Annotated in this window: 11 protein-coding genes; 1 reads left to right on the top strand and 10 read right to left on the bottom strand. The window is 40.9% G+C overall.

Annotated elements, in window-relative coordinates:
• The 5 genes from B4F91_RS09060 to glk form a co-directional block, all read right to left on the bottom strand.
• Positions 1-773: type I glyceraldehyde-3-phosphate dehydrogenase (locus tag B4F91_RS09060; RefSeq protein ID WP_288635587.1), on the bottom strand; the 773-nt coding region annotated here is incomplete at its 3' end.
• A gap of 10 nt (positions 774-783) precedes the next feature.
• Positions 784-1,404, bottom strand: a complete 621-nt coding sequence (gene eda / locus B4F91_RS09055) for a bifunctional 4-hydroxy-2-oxoglutarate aldolase/2-dehydro-3-deoxy-phosphogluconate aldolase (RefSeq protein ID WP_004587806.1) — start codon at positions 1,402-1,404, stop codon at positions 784-786.
• A gap of 34 nt (positions 1,405-1,438) precedes the next feature.
• Positions 1,439-3,289 carry a phosphogluconate dehydratase gene (gene edd, locus B4F91_RS09050; protein ID WP_029773525.1) on the bottom strand — a complete coding sequence of 617 codons (1,851 nt, stop codon included), beginning with the start codon at positions 3,287-3,289 and terminating at the stop codon, positions 1,439-1,441.
• A gap of 325 nt (positions 3,290-3,614) precedes the next feature.
• The gene (locus tag B4F91_RS09045) at positions 3,615-4,628 is read right to left on the bottom strand and encodes a LacI family DNA-binding transcriptional regulator (protein WP_024034047.1); all 1,014 of its coding nucleotides are present in this window, start codon (positions 4,626-4,628) and stop codon (positions 3,615-3,617) included.
• 34 nt (positions 4,629-4,662) lie between these two features.
• Positions 4,663-5,655 (bottom strand): glucokinase, encoded by a 993-nt coding sequence (gene glk, locus B4F91_RS09040; RefSeq protein WP_024034046.1) that lies wholly within the window; start codon positions 5,653-5,655, stop codon positions 4,663-4,665.
• A 278-nt stretch (positions 5,656-5,933) separates the two neighbouring features.
• Here glk and B4F91_RS09035 point away from each other — a divergent pair, with 278 nt between their 5' ends.
• Positions 5,934-6,950 carry a LacI family DNA-binding transcriptional regulator gene (locus tag B4F91_RS09035; protein ID WP_054982417.1) on the top strand — a complete coding sequence of 339 codons (1,017 nt, stop codon included), beginning with the start codon at positions 5,934-5,936 and terminating at the stop codon, positions 6,948-6,950.
• A 175-nt stretch (positions 6,951-7,125) separates the two neighbouring features.
• On the opposite strand, the gene B4F91_RS09030 is transcribed toward B4F91_RS09035, so the two are convergent.
• From B4F91_RS09030 to B4F91_RS09010, 5 genes are all read right to left on the bottom strand, one after another.
• Entirely contained in the window at positions 7,126-10,053 is a 2,928-nt protein-coding gene (locus B4F91_RS09030) for a TonB-dependent receptor (RefSeq protein WP_054982416.1), read from the bottom strand.
• A gap of 483 nt (positions 10,054-10,536) precedes the next feature.
• Entirely contained in the window at positions 10,537-12,951 is a 2,415-nt protein-coding gene (locus B4F91_RS09025) for a glycoside hydrolase family 15 protein (protein WP_286937553.1), read from the bottom strand.
• 9 nt (positions 12,952-12,960) lie between these two features.
• On the bottom strand, positions 12,961-14,460 hold the full coding sequence (locus B4F91_RS09020; RefSeq protein WP_286937551.1) for an MFS transporter: 1,500 nt from the start codon (positions 14,458-14,460) through the stop codon (positions 12,961-12,963).
• A complete protein-coding gene (locus tag B4F91_RS09015) occupies positions 14,453-16,312 on the bottom strand; it encodes an alpha-amylase family glycosyl hydrolase (RefSeq protein WP_288635583.1) in 1,860 nt (619 codons plus the stop codon). Before B4F91_RS09015 ends, B4F91_RS09020 begins: the two co-directional genes overlap by 8 nt.
• 88 nt (positions 16,313-16,400) lie before the next feature.
• Positions 16,401-17,783, bottom strand: a 1,383-nt coding sequence (locus tag B4F91_RS09010; RefSeq protein WP_288635582.1) for an alpha-amylase family glycosyl hydrolase, incomplete at its 5' end; no start/stop codon positions are given.

Here is a 17,783-nt window from a genome sequence, read left to right as displayed (position 1 = left end):
ATTTCTTCAGCAGTTGTTTCGCGCTTAGTGATAAACGTAAAATCAACTAAAGAAACATTGATAGTAGGTACACGTACCGACATACCGTCTAATTTACCCGCAAGCTCAGGAAGTACTAAGCCAACAGCTGCAGCTGCACCTGTTTTAGTTGGGATCATAGACTGTGTTGCACTACGTGCACGGTATAGATCTGGGTGATAAACGTCAGATAAGTTTTGATCGTTTGTATAAGCATGAATTGTAGTCATGCTACCTTGCTCAATACCTACTGTGTCGTTAATTGCTTTTGCAATTGGCGCTAAACAGTTAGTCGTACATGATGCGTTAGAGATAATGTTGCTATCAGCGTTAATTACATCGCTGTTAACACCGTGTACTACCGTTGCATCTAAATCTTTACCAGGAGCAGACACAATTACTTTTTTAGCACCTGCTGTAATGTGCTTAGCTGCGTCTTCACGCTTAGTGAAAAAACCAGTACATTCTAAAACGATATCTACGTTTAACTCTTTCCACGGTAAGTTTGCAGGGTCACGCTCTTGAGTCAAAGTAATTACGTCATCACCAATCAGCATAGTGTTATCTGATAACGTTACTTTTTGAGAAAATTGACCGTGAACTGAGTCAAATTGTGTTAAATGCGCATTTACGTTAGCCGGTGCTAAATCGTTAATTGCTACAATTTTAATTTCACTGTTTTGTGCTGACTCGTAAAGTGCACGTAGTACGTTGCGACCGATACGGCCATAGCCATTAATTGCTACATTAATCATTTTTAGACTCCTATTTAACTTCACTTGCTTGTCGAGCAAGCGCTTCAATGGCTTGCCAGTCTTTGTTTTCAATTAGTTGCTTATCTAGCATCCACGTACCACCAACACAAATAACGTTATTAAGCGCTAAGTAATTAGGGGCTGTTGCTAGGCTAATACCACCGGTTGGGCAAAAAGTAATGTGCGGCAATGGCCCGCCAATCGACTTAAGCATTGCCGTTCCGCCTGCAGCCTCTGCAGGGAAAAATTTTAAGTACTTAAAGCCATGGCTTGCTAACTGCATTACTTCGCTTGCAGTTGCTGCACCCGGTAAAAAGGGAATGTCTGAATCTTTAGCTAATGCTAATAATTCATCACTTACACCTGGGCTTACCATAAAATCAGCGCCTGCTTCTACTGAAGCGTCAAAGCTTGCTTTATCAACCACTGTACCTGTACCAACGTAAGCTTCTGGAACTTCTGCTTTCATTAGTTTTACAGCTTCCACTGCAACAGGCGTGCGTAGCGTAATTTCAAGGGCTTTTAAGCCACCGTTGTATAACGCTCTAGCGAGTGGTGCTGCATCTTCTAGTTTTTCGATTACAACCACTGGCACCACAGGTGCCGACGCTAAGATTTTTTCAATACTCATTACTTGTTCCTCATTACCCAGTGTGTGGCAATTATTATTCAAGTCCAAAAGCACTCGCACCTAAATCGGCGCTGCTTACAATATTTCTAAATCCAGTAAATAATTCTCGGCCGGTACCAAAGGTTAAGCTTGGTTGGCTAAGTTGTAGTTCACGCTTAGCAAGCTCTTCATCGCTAACATGTACTTTTAATATTCCGTTTGGCGCATCCAGTGTTACTAAATCGCCCTCAAGAATTTTTGCAATAATGCCACCTTCAACAGCTTCTGGCGCTAAGTGAATAGCAGCAGGCACTTTACCTGATGCGCCCGACATACGGCCATCAGTCACAATAGCTACTTTAAAGCCTTCGTCTTGAAGTGTTGCCATTACAGGCGTTAATTTATGCAGCTCTGGCATACCTTTCGCTTTAGGGCCTTGCTCTTTAAGCACGGCAATAAAGTCTTGGTTTAACTCGCCACGGCTGTATGCCTCTTGCAGTTCGCCTTGTGAGCTAAATACTTTAGCTGGGGCTGTTACTACTTGATGCTCAGTGGCTACAGCAGAGACTTTAATGACTGCTTTACCTAGGTTACCTGTAAGTAGTTGTAGGCCGCCTTGCTTGCTAAATGGATTGCTAATTGGACGCAGTACTTCTTCATCGAGTGAGTTTTCTGGGCAATCTACCCATTTCACTTTTGAAGGGCCTGTTGAGTTGCTCATAATTAAGCTGTCGTCTTTATCTAAACGCGGCTCCATCATGTAAGGCGCTAAACCTTCACCAAGCATTGTTTTAACATCAGTATGCAAATAACCCGCACCGGCTAATTCACGCATTAAGAAGCCCATACCGCCTGCGGCTTGGAAATGGTTTACATCGGCTGAGCCGTTAGGGTAAATACGCGTAAGTAGTGGTACAACTTCTGATAAATCAGACATGTCTTTCCACGTTACTTGAATACCCGCCGCTTTTGCGATAGCAACAATATGAATAGCGTGGTTAGTTGAGCCACCTGTAGATAGCAAGCCAACTAAACCATTAATAATGGTTTTTTCGCTGATTACATCTGCTAAACACGGGCTTTCTTTATCATCTGTAAGCTGCTTAAGCATGGTTTCTACAGCATTACCTGTTAAACCATCGCGAAGCTCAGTGTAAGGGTTAATAAACGAGCTACCTGGAAGGTGTAAGCCCATTATCTCCATTAACATTTGGTTTGAGTTAGCAGTACCGTAAAACGTACAAGTACCTGCGCTGTGGTACGAGGCGCTTTCAGCTTCAAGTAAGTCTTCACGGCTTACTAAACCTTGTGCAAATTTTTGGCGAATACGTGCTTTTTCTTTGTTAGGAATACCAGATTGCATTGGCCCAGCAGGTAAAAAGAATACCGGTAAGTGACCAAAAGATAAGGCACCAATTAATAAACCTGGGACAATTTTGTCACATACGCCTAAACAAAAAACGCCGTCAAATACGTCATGCGATAGTGATACCGCAGTAGACATAGCAATTACGTCGCGAGAAAAAAGCGACAATTCCATGCCGTCACGCCCTTGCGTAACGCCATCACACATTGCTGGTACACCGCCTGCAACTTGGGCAGTTGCGTCGTACTTAGTAGCAAGGTCTTTAATTAAATCTGGGAAATCTTTGTATGGCACATGGGCCGAAAGCATATCGTTATATGAGTTGATAATAGCAAGATTTGGCTGCTCATCAGCCTTTAAGCGCGCTTTGTCGTCGCTGCTACACGCAGCCATAACGTGAGCGATGTTTCCGCAGCCTAGTCCGGCACGGACTCTTGTTTGTTTTTTTGCGTGCGAAATACGATCTAAATAATCTTGACGGGTTTGTTTACTGCGTTCAATAACGCGTTGGGTGACTTCTTCAATGCGAGGGTGCAACATAATTTAGCTCATCTCTATTAGTTAGAGGAAAAAGGCTCAGTAGCAATTACAGACTCCACGTAAATAACTGCACTGAGCATCTTTGATTTACCCGTTCAAAGGTACGCTACCAGGGAGCCTCTCACAACAACCCTGACACCGGTGTCACTGTATTAACGCATAGCATTGACACCGGTGTCAACCCTGAGTAACAAAAATAGTTTAAAATTTTAACGTGACCAATTAATGACCATGCTAATTTTAGTTTATTTGCTAAAATCCGCACAAAAAAAACCCGAATAAGCGTCACTCAAATTCGGGTTACTGTGAAAAACAAAAAAGGGGGTTATTTTATTGCAGCAGTAGACTCGCGGGTAATTAAGCGTGATTCTAGCGTTACCTGATACGGCTGCTCTTGTGGCTGCGAAATATGCGATATAAGCTGCGTAACAGCTTGTTTAGTCATTTCTTCTACAGGTTGTGCAATAGTCGTTAAGCCCGGCCATATATGGCGTGCAATTGGTGCATTATCAAACCCTGCAATAGAGATATCATCGGGTACGCGTAATTGGCGCTGGGTGGCAAGTTTTAATACCGCCGCCGCCATGTAATCGTTTGATGCAAATACCGCGGTAGGACGTGGCGATAAATCTAAAATACTGCGCGCACTGTCTACACCTGAGTGATAACTAAAGTTACCCTCTTCTACTAAGCGCTCGTCAAATTCTATACCGTGGCTTGCCAACGCTCGTCTGTAACCTTTAAAGCGCTGTTGCGTAGCACTGTGATCAGGGTGGCCTTTAATAAAAGCAATCGACTTATGACCAAGCGAAATTAAGTGCTCGGTTATTTCATAAGCGCCCTGCTCGTCATTACTGCGCACTGAAATTGAATCATCTTCTAGCAGTGCCGATGCAACCCGTGCGTAGGGTATTTTTTTAGCTTTTAAAAAATTAGCAAGTTTTTCAAAATCACCAAATGGCGGGGTAAGTACTACGCCGTCTAAACGCGAGGTTTGTAATAACTGCTCTATATCGTTAATTAAATCATCGCCACGTAATTCGCACGGGTGTATTAGTAAGTTGTAGTTATTTTCTTTACAGGCAGCAAGCGCACCCGTTTGTACCCGTGTTATATAACTTTTACTGGGGTTATCGTACAAGCAGCCAATAATAAAGCTGCGATTTTGCGCAAGCCCGCGTGCTATTGGGTTAGGCGTGTAATCAAGCTCTTTAAATACTTTAAGTACTTTTTCGCGCGTAGCTGCACTCACGTTAGGCTCATTATTTAAAACCCGCGACACGGTTTTTTTAGAAACCCCCGCATGGCTTGCTACGCTATTTATGGTTACTTTTTTCATTTGTTCATTATCCAAATACAACCATTAAGCAAATTTACTTGCTGTTATATAAACACGCACCCGCCCCAATTAGCGGTATGTTATCTTGTGTTACTAAAGTAACTGGAATTTGCCCTGCATATTGCGACATAACACCTTTTTGCGAAAAACGCTCTACAAAACGGCTTTCAAGTAATCGTGTTTGCATGCGCGGTAAAATACCGCCGCCTATAAATAGGCCACCTAATGCGCCGTATACTACCGCTAAATCGCCTGCCACACTGCCAATCCAGTCACAAAACTGATTAAGCGTTGCATCGCACACTTCACACTCGCCACTGTTTGCAAGGCTACTAATTTGTGCCGCATCTAAATTTTTAGCTGTAACCCCTTTCACGGCTGCCATTGCTTTGTATAAATGGGCAATACCTGGGCCTGAAAAAACAGTTTCTATAGATACATGAGGGTGCTCTTTACGAAGCTCGTTAATTAATAAAGCGTCTAGCTCGTTTACAGGAGCAAGCGACATATGCCCGCCCTCAGAGCTTAACACTGCAGTTGACTGCGCTGTACGCACTAAACACGCAGCACCAAAGCCAGTACCTGGTCCCATAACACCAATATTTGCATTTGCATCGGCTTGACCGGGCTTAATAGTAATGTTTTGCGTTGAGTCTAAATAAGGTGCTGCATAAGCAAACGCAGCAAAGTCATTAATTACTTCTAATTGTGTTAAATTAAAATGTGCTTTAAATTCACTAACACTAAAATGCCAACCTAAATTGGTTAAATGCACTTGGCCTGCTTTTATAGGGCCTGCAACAGCTAAACATGCCTGAGTTGGCGTAACATGGGGAATCGTTGTTAGGTATTGTTCAAGTGCGCTTTCTAAAGAGCCAAAATTAGCACTGGGAAATATGTTAATATGCTCAATAACAAATTGGTTAGTTTGCTCATTAAAGTCGGTAATTAATGCAAAGCGCGCATTGGTGCCACCAATATCGGCAACTAAGATAGGGTTAAACTGGGCAGAAGAATTTTGGCTCATGGTATTATCTCTTTTGTGTAAGCGGCTTATGCTTATTATTTTACAACGCTATGCGTTGTTATTTATACACTTTGAGCTATCACCTCAAAGTAGCTATCACAGTAAAAAAGGCTGCTATATAAAATAGCAGCTAATACGTTTTGACAACAAAATGATAAAACATTGGCATTATGACACCGGTGTCAGGATTAGATCAATAATAAATCGCAAAAAGCTTGAAATAATTCACTAATAGTCGAAAATGACACAATTATTTAGCATTTAATTAAGTTGTAACAATGAAAGGTAAAGCCACCTCATTTGACATTGCCCATTATGCAGGGGTTTCACAATCAACTGTATCTCGCGCTTTACGTAACAGCCCCCTTGTTAATGAAGAAACACGCAAACGCGTCCACGACATAGCAAAACAACTTAACTATAAAGTTGATAAAAATGCCAGCAACTTGCGTACTCAGCAAAGTAGTACCCTTGCGCTATTGTTGTTTGAAGACCCAACATCAGATGAATCACAAATCAATCCATTCTTTTTATCAATGCTGGGCAGTATTACCCGTGCGTGTGCAAAAGAAGGTTACGACTTATTAGTATCGTTTCAATCAGCTAGTGCCGATTGGCAAGCCGACTACGAAGACAGCCACAGAGCCGATGGTATTATTTTGCTCGGCTATGGTGATTACATAGACTTTCAACCAAAATTTAAAACCTTGCTTGACCAAAATACTAAGTTTGTATGCTGGGGCGCAACAGTAGATAACCGCCCAGATCTTACTGTATGCTGCGACAACTATGGCGGGGGCAAACTAGCCGCTGGTCATTTAATTGCCCATAACCGCACCGATTGCGCGTTTATCGGTGATGCATCTGATCACAGCCCAGAATTTTTTGCCCGCTTTCAGGGGTTTAAAGATGAGCTACTTACTAATGGTATAACCATTAATGAGCGAAAAATGGCCAATGCTATTTCAACTGAAGAGTCTGGTTATCATGCTACACGCTCACTTATTGCTAATAACATAAAATTTAACGCCTTATTTGCCGCCAGTGATTTAATTGCCATTGGTGCAATTCGCGCTTTAAAAGAAGCCAATATTAATGTTCCTAACGAAGTGGCCGTGGTCGGTTTTGATAACATAGCCATTGCAAGCTACATAAACCCACCGCTCACCACCATAGCGCAAGACACCACCGTTGCAGGGCAAATGTTAGTAGAGAACCTACTTAAGTTAATACGTGAAGAAGAGGTGCAAAGCACCCTTTTACCACCGGTATTAATTGCCAGAGGGAGTAGCTAGAATTGCAAATGTCTATAAAATAGAATGCTTATAAATTATTTTAATAGTAAAACTGCTTTTTTATCTACTTATAAATATCATTCTCAGAGTCTATATCATTTAAAATACTGAAAAAGTCATAAAAAAAGCCTCATAATGAGGCTTTTTAGTTAATCAAACTCTGTTATTTAACTTATTAGAAGTCGTATGAAGCTGATAATTGAATTCTACGTGGTGATTGGTAAGTTTGAGCTAAACCAAATGTAGCATTTCCATCACCAGCTGCAACTTCTGCTTCCTCATCGTAACGAGTTGCTGTAGAAGCATCAAATACATTAAATATATCCATGGCTAAACGAACTTTTTGATCGTTAAAGCGAAGGTTATAAGTAAAGTTAAGATCTAAGCGAGCTGTCCATGGTGTAGTACCCATGCTACCACGAGGGAAACGTTTGTCACCTACGTAGTATGTATCACCATATTGGTATAAATCAGGATCTGGTGTATAACCTTGACCTAAAGCTGTCCAAGGACGACCTGAAGCAACATTAACATTTGCACCAATCAAGAAGTCTTCTGTAACAGCATACGCCCCATAAATTTTAATGTTATGACGTCGATCTGCAGGTAGATTACCATTAGCACCATCCATTAAATATGGGTAATCCCAATCTTGCGTAAGACCAGCATCATCTTGGCCATTATCAGATTTAACAAAACCTTCTGTATTACCGTAGTTGTGTGACCATGTATATAGTGCTTTTAAAGACCATACCTGATCCCATGTTTTCTCTAATGTTAAATCAACTGAAGCATATTTTCTTTTAGCGTCTGGATAGCCTAACTCTTCAGCACTAAAGCTATATTCTTCAGTAGTGCCGTCACCATCCAGATCGAAATTGAAAGTAGCACCATTACCAGGGTTAAATAAGAACCAGTTTTCACCTAAGTATTCACCGTTTTCATCCCTAAAGATGTAAGAACCATCATCAATTTGATTACCTAAAACACGGTAAGTTGCCTTGATTCCCCATGACCAATCATCATTAATTGCTGCTTGGTAACCAATCATATACTCATCGTTATACATTGGTTCTAGATCTTTGTCTGATAGGGTATTTGATGGTTTTGCAGTACCGTCACCGCCATTAGAAATAGCAGGATCACCTAACTGTGTGCTTAAACCAACAGGAGTACCGTCTGCATTTAAGCCTTCATATGCATACCATGTTTGAATGTATGTCTCTGCACCTGCTAAACGAATATTAGTATTCGCAGCTACAGGTAAATAGTAGCGACCTGCTGTGAAGTATAATTTACTATCACCGTCACCATTGATATCCCAAGACCCACCTATCCGCGGAGCAATTTGGTTATCAATAGAAACAAACTCTTCTCCATCAGCATTATAGTTAGTAAAGCTGTCATTTCGTAGACCAAGTGTTAACGTTAAATCTTCAGTAACTGACCATTGATCTTCAATATAAATAGCCCAGTTTTCTACTTCGAACTGTCCACCATTTTTATAATCACGAACTCGTGTTGTTTTCATTTCTTCTGGTAAAACATAACCATTAGGTAGTCTAGCGCCTTCTTCATATGTTCTGTAGTAGTAGTAAACGCCACCAGAGTTTATGGTTGTTGAGTCAGCTGTATTGGTTTCCGAGTCATAACCAAATCTTAATGTATGCTCATCGTTTAGATAGTAGTCAAAGTCAACACGCAATTGTTCACGTTTATCTTCATTTGCACCAACGGTAAAGTTCACATAACACGTGGTATCTTCACCTAAGTCAGCATCGTAACCTGTAGGACAGTCATCAAAATCTGAGTAATCTGTTTCCGAGAACTTCACTTCACCATACATAGCAGACATGCTTAAATCTTCAGTTAGATTACCAGTGTAGCGAATTGCAAAACTCTCACCGCCTCGCTTGTGGTAAGCTGTACCGCCATCTTCAGTGTAATTACCATTTCCTTCAGGATCTGAAATCGTTTTCTCTGAATATGTGCGTTTATCACTAAAGCCCCACAGCATTAGCTGGTGATCTTCGTTTATATTCCAATCAAAACGAGCTAGGTAGTATGGGTCATCATCTTTTTCGACAGTTAAATCTGTTTGAGATGCATTACCGTATTCGTAATCATTATCTCTTGCAGTGTAAATACCATAGAAAAATAATGTATCTTCAATTATCGCACCTGAAGCATAAATATTTGTTTCAAATGAATTATCATAATCGTCTTGGTTGTTCACATATAAATCACCAATACAATGCCCGTCTGCATCATCACAGCGATCATTTTGCTTGTAAAGTGAGTTAGGAGCTTGCTCACTTAACGAGTCAGATGAATAAATCGTTTCAACACCAAAATGAAAATCATTAGAGCCCGATTTAGTAACCGATGAAATTAACCCACCTGTAGTACGACCGAACTCTGCAGAATAACCGCCCGTTTTAACTTGGAAGCTATCGTAAGCCGTGAATGGAATTGTTGCACCACCAAGACCATTACGGAAGTTAGTCATATTTAGACCATTTACGTAATACGCGTTTTCAGCAACTGAGGCACCACCAAAAGACGCCTGGTCACCAAAACGACTGTCGCCTTCTGTTGCGCCAGGCGCAAGCAGTGCAACAGAAGTTACAGAACGAGATATAGGTAAGAGCTCTAACTCCTCAGAGCTAATATTTAATGATGACTCAGATACAGACACATCGATAGCTCTAACTGAACCACCTACAACTGCAATCCTTTCAATATTACCAGCAGTCAGTGGAATCTCGATTAGAGCTGTTTTACCCACTCCAATAACAACATCTTTAACTTGGGCCTGATCATAACCAGTTTGAGAAACTATAATGTCATATTTGCCTACTGGTACTTGCTTTAGGTCAAACTCACCATTTGAATCTGCTATTAGAGTTTTTGAATACCCTTTCGTATCATCAGTAATTGTTATTTTAGCACCCGCTAACGATAAACCTGATGGTGTTGTTATACTCCCCTTTATAGCACCATTAACGTTATCTGCCATTACAGGCATGGCCGCGCTTATTGTCATTGCTACTGCAGCAGCAGTTAATGAGCGCTTAAATGTTTTAGAGAAATTACTTTTCATATTTAACATATCCCTGAATAATTTTTAATTATTATAAAATCAATTTCATTTACATATAAATCTAAGATGTAAATGAAAAACCTCTTAAACAAAAAGAGGAACAAACTAATAACATAATAAAAACAAATACGTCAATAATATGCGACACCTATCAAACATCAAAAAAAGAGAATATTAAACAGCGATTTAACAATAGATTAAATTAAATTGCACATTGCGCAACGGTAGGTTTTTTTGATTTTTTCAAAAAAGAAGCTTTAAATGTTAACTTAATATTTTTTAAAAAACACCGTAAGTTAAAACCACATTATAATACTTTGAACAACGATATTTATTTAAAAAAGTTGTGTTTTAGTAATTAATCCAAACATTTCACCATAAACACTTTAATAGTTTCAGTAGCGGCCATAGTTGTAAAAAAGAATATAAAGAATATAAAAAAGCTCCAATTAAGGAGCTTTAATTTTAAATTTAATTTTAACTTTAATTTTTTAAAGCTTTCTCAACAACGGGGTAATGATCCCAAACTTGTTTGTCGCTCAATGAACGGACTAATTTAATATACTCGGCATGAGTCCATGCCAATGGTGTTGCTGAATTAGTCCCCTCGCCTAGCTCATAACCTGCTTTGTTAACCCCTACACCATCCCATACTTGCTCTGGTAACATAAGGCCGTTATTAGCAAACTGTTCTAAGCCTTTTACATAGCTGTTTTTAATTTTCGCCTGTTTAGCATCATCCAGAGCGTTGTTTGCATTAGCCGCTGCGATTTCGTAATGCCCGCGCTCACCGGTGAAAAATGGCCATACACGCCCACGTTGGCCTGGTGTATTACTGCCACCCTCAGCATAGTTTGTGCCTTTAACTTCATCTTCACCGTAGCCATCATTGCCATAGCGGCGGTAGCCTGCAAAAGTGCCGCTGCCATCGTCAAAGCTAAAGCTGTATTTTACTTGTAGGTTATCTTCAAGCGTTTCGTCATCGTACTCAGGTAGTGTTTTAACGATGCTTTCATCATTTGCACCGCGTACACCATAGCGTACTAGCTCTAAAAACCCGCCATCTAAAATTTGCTTTTTATTAAACCCTTCGCGGCCATTATTAGCGTTAATTTTAGTGTTTGAGTTTGCATCGGTATCCTGGCCTATGCGAATAAAGTATTCGCCATCGCTATTTTCGCCTTTTAAGTTACCTTCGGTAGTAAACATTTGCGATTCAATATCGCTGCTGTATTTTTTAGCCGTGGCAAGGTAGCGCTGCGCGTTTTTATCATCGCCACTAAGCGTTGCGATATCGCTTGCGGTAATAAGGCCTGCCACTATTGCCGCAGTTGTAGATGGCGAATAACCGCTTTGCTCTTCCCAGCGCTCTTGTTGTGTTGCCGGTGGTGTAATTTGTGTGTCGTTCCACAAAATTTTAGCAAGCCCCCCCTCGACTAAAAAATCTGCCGCTGGTTTTAACATTTTGCCGTACCAGTTTTTTAGCTCTTCATCGCTAAGTACGTTGGCTTTATGTAACTTCCATGCCAGCATGATAGGCATAGCAGTTTGATCAAGCTGTACGCCTACCCATTCTAATTCACCGTCGACGTGTGTTTTTTGTAAAAACCAGCCGGTATCGCCTTTATTACCTGGTGTTTTGCTGCTTACTTGCACTTTTTCAAGGTATTCGAACGCTGTTTTTGCTGTGGCAGTATCGCCAAGCGCCATAAATGCCATAGCTACTTGATAAAAATCGCGCACCCATACCGCTTTATAACCCGTAGAACCTTCTTTGGCTGAAACCGTTTCGCCCCATGGGTTAGATAAAGAAGCAATTAATGCCCCTGCGTGTGTTTTATCTTCTTGTGCTTTTAATACCATGGCACTGGTGTATAAAAGCTTACCGTTATCGGCTGTTTGTTCAACCATGGTATTAAGCGGTTTTAGGCTTTGTAGGTAATCTTCCCAGCCTAGCGCTTCTCCTTTGCCGTTGTAGTGATCGAGCACCGCTTGGTACCCTTTTGCCAAACTTTTTTCGCCTTGCTGAATACTTTGCTGCTGCGTTTTACCAAAGCTCAGTGCTAAATCAAAAGTGGTATTTGCACTTATCTCGCCAAGCTCTGCAAGCATGCTTACATTACCAGCAGTTTCGCCGGTATTTGTGTATTGGGTAGTTATAGATTGCGTAGTTTTAAGTGCATTAATGCCATCACTTTTTCCTGTAAACCCTACTGTTTTTGCTTTAAATGGTGATGCGGATTGAAGTGATAGATAGTTATCGTTTTCCCATGCTACTAGGCCTTGCTCTGTTGTTTTAGCAAAGTCACCTAAGCCGTTATTATTAATGTACGGATTAACAGACACATACGCTTTTAGCCCTTCAAGCTCAGTATTAAATACGCTGCGTACAAATAGGGTTTGCCCATCTGGGTCAGTAAAGATGTGTTTTTCTAGGCTAAAGCGGCCTTGTTTATCAGTGCTTGTTACTTTATAAGCCAGCGATAACGGGCGACCTTGTGCATCTTTATGTAAGTAATCAATGGTGACATTTAAATTATCCGCTTCACTAACGGTAAAATCTTTACCTGTTACTATAAATTGCATGTCTTTTATTTGTGCTTGGTGAATAAGCCCAAACATGGTTTCGGTGATCATCCCTTTAGCAATTGAAAACCATACTTTAGACACATCCTCCGTTGCAGCTGCATTAGTGTATTGGCCGTTTTGGTATTGCTCGTATGATGTACCAATACCTGTTTTACCCGCATAAGCCCAAAAAGGCTCTGCACCTGGGGCGCCTGGGGCTGATGTAACCTGTGCTGTGGTACTTTCGTTAGTTGTGCTTGTGTTTTGAGCACCGCAAGCCGTTAAACCTAACGTTAAAAGAGAGGCGGTTATAAGGTTATATTTTTTCATTGTGTGTCCTTAATGAGAATTTTTAACGCGCATTACTGCAACAGCAGCAATAACAAACGAAGCTGCACCAATTAATAATGCGTAAATAGGCTGATTAGAAAATACGTGGCGTAAAATAAGCCCTAAAACACTGGCGGCAAGTAACTGAGGTATAACTATAAAAAAGTTAAAAATCCCCATATAAACGCCCATTTTGTTACTCGGTAGTGCGTTACTTAACATGGCATACGGGAGTGATAAAATAGACGCCCACGCAAACCCTACGCCTATCATAGGTATAAGTAGCATTTTAGGGTCTTGAATAAACATAAAGCTTGCAAGACCTAACGCGCCCAGCAATAAATTAAAGCAATGCGCGCCTTTTAATCCCATTTTTTTAACTAAAAACGGAATACACATAGCGGCAATTGCGGCAAATCCATTGTAAGCGGCAAATAAAATACCCACCCAATCTGCACCATCGTTAAATGCTTTAGAGGTTGCATCGCTACTACCATAATGAAAGCTTGTTACTGCAGCGGTGGTATAAATCCACATAGCAAATAAAGTAAACCAGCTAAAAAACTGCACCCAGGCAAGCTGCTTCATGGCCTCCGGCATAGTAAATACATCTTGTACTACTTGGTAAAAACCACCTTGGGTTTTATTCGCACTTTTAAGCGCCGCTGCAATCCACTGCACAATACCAAACGCTAATAAACCACCAGCAAGTAGGTATAATTCTTTTTCAAGGGATAAGCCCATGACTAATGCAAGAGTTGCTAAACCCAGTACCACAAAAATAATGGCACCTTTATTAAAGTTAATATCAACCACTTTACTTGTTGTAGGTTGAGCGCTTTGCTTTTCAAAAGCCGCTAATTGCTCAGGGCTGTATTCTTTAGTACGTGCTACGGTCCAAAGCACGGCAACAAGTAACACCACCCCGCCCCAATAAAATGAGTATTTAACAGATTCAGGAATTTGCCCTGGGGCTGCGGTATTACTTACATCAAACCAGTTGGTCATCATCCATGGTAGCGCTGAGGCTAACACCGCCCCAATACCAATAAAAAAGCTTTGTAAACCGTAACCTGTCGCGCGTTGCTTTTCTGGCAAGTTATCACCAACAAGTGCTCTAAACGGTTCCATGGTTACGTTGATTGACGCATCCATGATCCATAACATACCCGCGGCAATCCAAAGCGTTGGTGAATGCGGCATAATAAATAGTGAAAGCGTTGTTAACACTGCACCTATAAAAAAGAACGGACGACGACGGCCAAAGCGCCCCCACGTTTTATCGCTCCAATAGCCTATAATAGGCTGAACAATTAAGCCTGTAAGCGGGGCTGCAACCCATAAAATGGGAATATCATCAACTTGTGCGCCTAATGTTTGAAATATTCGGCTCACATTGCCGTTTTGCAGGGCAAAACCAAATTGTATGCCTAAAAAGCCAAAGCACATGTTCCATATTTGCCAAAAACTTAAATTTGGCTTATCGGTATTATTATTTTGATTATTCATTATTAGCCTTATTTGTTAATACTGCGCTGCTAAATGCATCAAGTGTGAGGTTAAATGTAGCGCCTTGCGGGTGAGCTTTAAGCCCGGTGGTGTGATTTTCAAGTAAATCATTTAATAGCGTATTTTCGCTCATTGCACCTAATTGTGCCTTTGATAAATTAACCGTAACTGTTTGTGGCTTCTCACTAAAGTTACTTAACACATACACACTTTGCTGGCCTAAAGAGCGGGTAAAACCAACTACACGTTCACTTCCTACAAGGTTAAGTGCCGACATTTCTCCGCCTACTACAGCAGGTAAACTATTCAGTGACATAACCGCTTTGTAGTAATTACGAAGTGCTACTTGCTCTGCGGTTAAGTTAGCGCCATCAAATTTTCCGTTATTCATCCATGCTTGGTGCGCTGGAACGCCAATGTAGTCAAAAATACTGGTACGTGTCGGCGCTCCAAACCCCGCGTTTTCAGAGCCATCTTCTCCCACATCTTGAGCAAAATATAAAAGTGTTGGCGCGCGGCTAATTAAATTAGAAACAACTAAAGCAGGTTTACCCCACTGGGCATTACCCGCAAAATCCGGGCTTGCGATTCGTTGCTCGTCGTGATTTTCTAAAAAATGCAGCATGTGTTGCTCTATATCGAGCACACTTTGATGCGCATCAAAAATACTATTGGCAGGTTGTTTAAGTTGCATTATCGCTTTTAAGGTATCGTAAAAGCCGACTTTATCGTAAAGATAATCCATTTTACCTTGCTGAATATAGGCACGGTACATTAACGGGTTATATACTTCGGCCAATAAAAACGCATCGCTTTTTTGCATTTTTATAGACGAATTTAAAAAGCTCCAAAATTCAACCGGTACCATTTCGGCCATGTCGTATCTAAAGCCATCAACGCCTTTGTCTAACCAAAAAAGTGCAATGTCTCTAAATTTGTACCAGCTATCTGGTAGCTCTTTATCTTGCCAAAACGCATAATGAGCACGGTAATCTTTGTCTTTATAGTCGTTTGGCAGCTGAGCAAAATCGTAGCTACCATCTGGCTTTACGCCATAATTTACTTTTACTGTTTCGTACCAATCGTTAATGTCGGGTTTTGGTGCACGGGCACCGTTACCTGTCCATTTAGCAGGTGTTTCATCAAAAAAGCCATCCGCAAGCGGGTGAGCCTTTCCACCTAATACGGTATAGGTTGTAGAAGTAGGCACTTGAAATGACTGCCCAGGCACATAATAAAAGTTGTTATTTTTATCGTACGTTTTACTTGTGTCGTCTTGCGCGCCGAAATCCTCTACGCCTTTAGGCTTTCCAAGTGATTGATAATTACGGGCAACATGGTTAGGCACTATATCAATAATGACTTTCATACCGTGGCTATGTGTACGTTCAATAAGCTGGCTAAACTCTCCCATGCGGTTTGTTACATTAACGGCTAAATCGGGGTTAACATCGTAGTAATCTTTAATTGCGTACGGTGAACCTGCGCGACCTTTTACTACATCGGGGTCATCTTGTGAAATGCCGTAGTCGGTATAATCGCCCACTAACGCGTGGTGTAATACACCAGTATACCAAACGTGCGTGGTACCTAGCTCTTTAATGCCTTTGAGGGCTGCATCGTTAAAGTCGGCAAATTTACCTACGCCGTTTTGCTCTTTAGTGCCCCATGGCACATTGGCTGTTTGGGTATTACCAAACAAACGGGTAAATACTTGATATACAACCGGCTTGGTAAGCTCATTTTGCGTGTGGGCAGGTGCTTGCTGTTGTTCAGGTTTGTTATTTTCTGAACACCCTGTAGCAATAAGTGCACTACACAGTACTGCGGGTACATAAACTGATTTTTTCATTGTGTGTCTTTTTTGTCAGTATTGTTATTAACTTTATACTAAAGATTACTGCAGCAACCATACAGTTGCTGCATACGTATTCAGGTCACTATTGTGGCGTATTTATAACGAGTACCGTTGCGCTCATCGCTGGTAATTCAATGGTTTTGCCAAGCTTTTGTGTTTTTTGAGTAAATAAATTAAATGCTGTTGTGCTGTTAGGCATTACCTCTTGCATATACTCAATATTTTTTTGTAGCGTTTGTGTGTTTTTATTCATAAATACCAACACTGTTTGCTCATCGCTAATACGCGCATAACTATAAACCCCTTGTTGAGGCGTAAAATGTACAAGCTTTCCTTTATCTAATGCTGAGCTGTTTTTTCTAAAGTTAAGCAGCGTACTGATGGTGTTATGCATCTCTTTTTGCTGTTTTGTTAAGCCCTCTTTGGTAAAGGCATTACGAGTTTGGCCTTCAAACCCGCCGGGGAAGTCGATTCTAATATCACCATGGTCTTTACTTGGGGTGTTATCTAATAGTACTTCCGTACCGTAATACATTTGCGCTATGCCACGTGTGGTTAAAAACAAGGTCATCGCCATTTTTGTTTTGGCTACATCTTGACCAAGCTCAGTGTAAACACGGCTCATATCGTGGTTATCGGCAAATACCATAATGTTATTTGTATCAGGGTATAAAAAGTCATTAGCTAACGATTCATATACTTTAACCCAACCCGTGTTCCAGCTTTCATCTTCATTTAGCGCTTGAATTACCGACTCTTGCAACGAAAAGTCCATCACGCTTGGTAAGCTTGATATATAGCCATCTTGGTTATGCTTGCCACGTTGCCAGTAAGAGGCAATAGCAGGGTTAGACGTCCACTCTTCTCCAACAATATTAAAGTCTGGGTACTCTTGCATTATGGCTTTTGTCCAATCACTCAAAAATGCTTTATCTGAGTAAGAGTAGGTATCAACACGTATGCCGCTTAAATCGGCGTATTCTATCCACCAAATCGCATTTTGAATTAAGTATTCACTTAACAGTGGTTGGCGCTGATTTAAATCAGGCATGGTTTCTACAAACCAACCATCGTTAAACTGGCGCTTATCGTATTCACTGGCGTGTGGGTCTTGTATGGTTTGGCGCGCATGGCTGGTGGCATTTTTGCCTTTATTAAACTCACCATTAAAGTTAATCCAATCTTTAGTTGGCTTATCGTTAACCCAAGTATGCTCAGAGCCAAAATGGTTAAGGACCATATCCATTACCAGTCCAATACCCTGCTCTTTTGCTTTTACTGATAACGTTTTGTATAGCTGGTTTGAGCCCATTCGTGGGTCAACCTTATAAAAGTCTGTAATTGCATAACCATGATAAGAATAGTTAGGCATGTTGTTTTCAAGCACTGGGGTTAACCAAAGCTGTGTTACGCCTAAATCGTTTAAATAGGGAAGCGCGTTTATAACGCCCTGAATATCACCACC

The sequence above is a fragment of the Pseudoalteromonas sp. UBA6610 genome (genome assembly GCF_002433295.1).
Taxonomy (GTDB): domain Bacteria; phylum Pseudomonadota; class Gammaproteobacteria; order Enterobacterales; family Alteromonadaceae; genus Pseudoalteromonas; species Pseudoalteromonas atlantica.
This window is presented reverse-complemented; position numbering and strand designations above follow the sequence as displayed.

Coding starts and splice junctions, on each gene's coding strand:
- B4F91_RS09015 (WP_288635583.1), bottom strand. CDS start 16,312: ATGAAAAAATCAGTTTATGTACCCGCAGTACTGTGTAGTGCACTTATT.
- B4F91_RS09030 (WP_054982416.1), bottom strand. CDS start 10,053: ATGAAAAGTAATTTCTCTAAAACATTTAAGCGCTCATTAACTGCTGCT.
- B4F91_RS09025 (WP_286937553.1), bottom strand. CDS start 12,951: ATGAAAAAATATAACCTTATAACCGCCTCTCTTTTAACGTTAGGTTTA.
- B4F91_RS09045 (WP_024034047.1), bottom strand. CDS start 4,628: ATGAAAAAAGTAACCATAAATAGCGTAGCAAGCCATGCGGGGGTTTCT.
- B4F91_RS09035 (WP_054982417.1), top strand. CDS start 5,934: ATGAAAGGTAAAGCCACCTCATTTGACATTGCCCATTATGCAGGGGTT.
- eda (WP_004587806.1), bottom strand. CDS start 1,404: ATGAGTATTGAAAAAATCTTAGCGTCGGCACCTGTGGTGCCAGTGGTT.
- edd (WP_029773525.1), bottom strand. CDS start 3,289: ATGTTGCACCCTCGCATTGAAGAAGTCACCCAACGCGTTATTGAACGC.
- B4F91_RS09020 (WP_286937551.1), bottom strand. CDS start 14,460: ATGAATAATCAAAATAATAATACCGATAAGCCAAATTTAAGTTTTTGG.
- glk (WP_024034046.1), bottom strand. CDS start 5,655: ATGAGCCAAAATTCTTCTGCCCAGTTTAACCCTATCTTAGTTGCCGAT.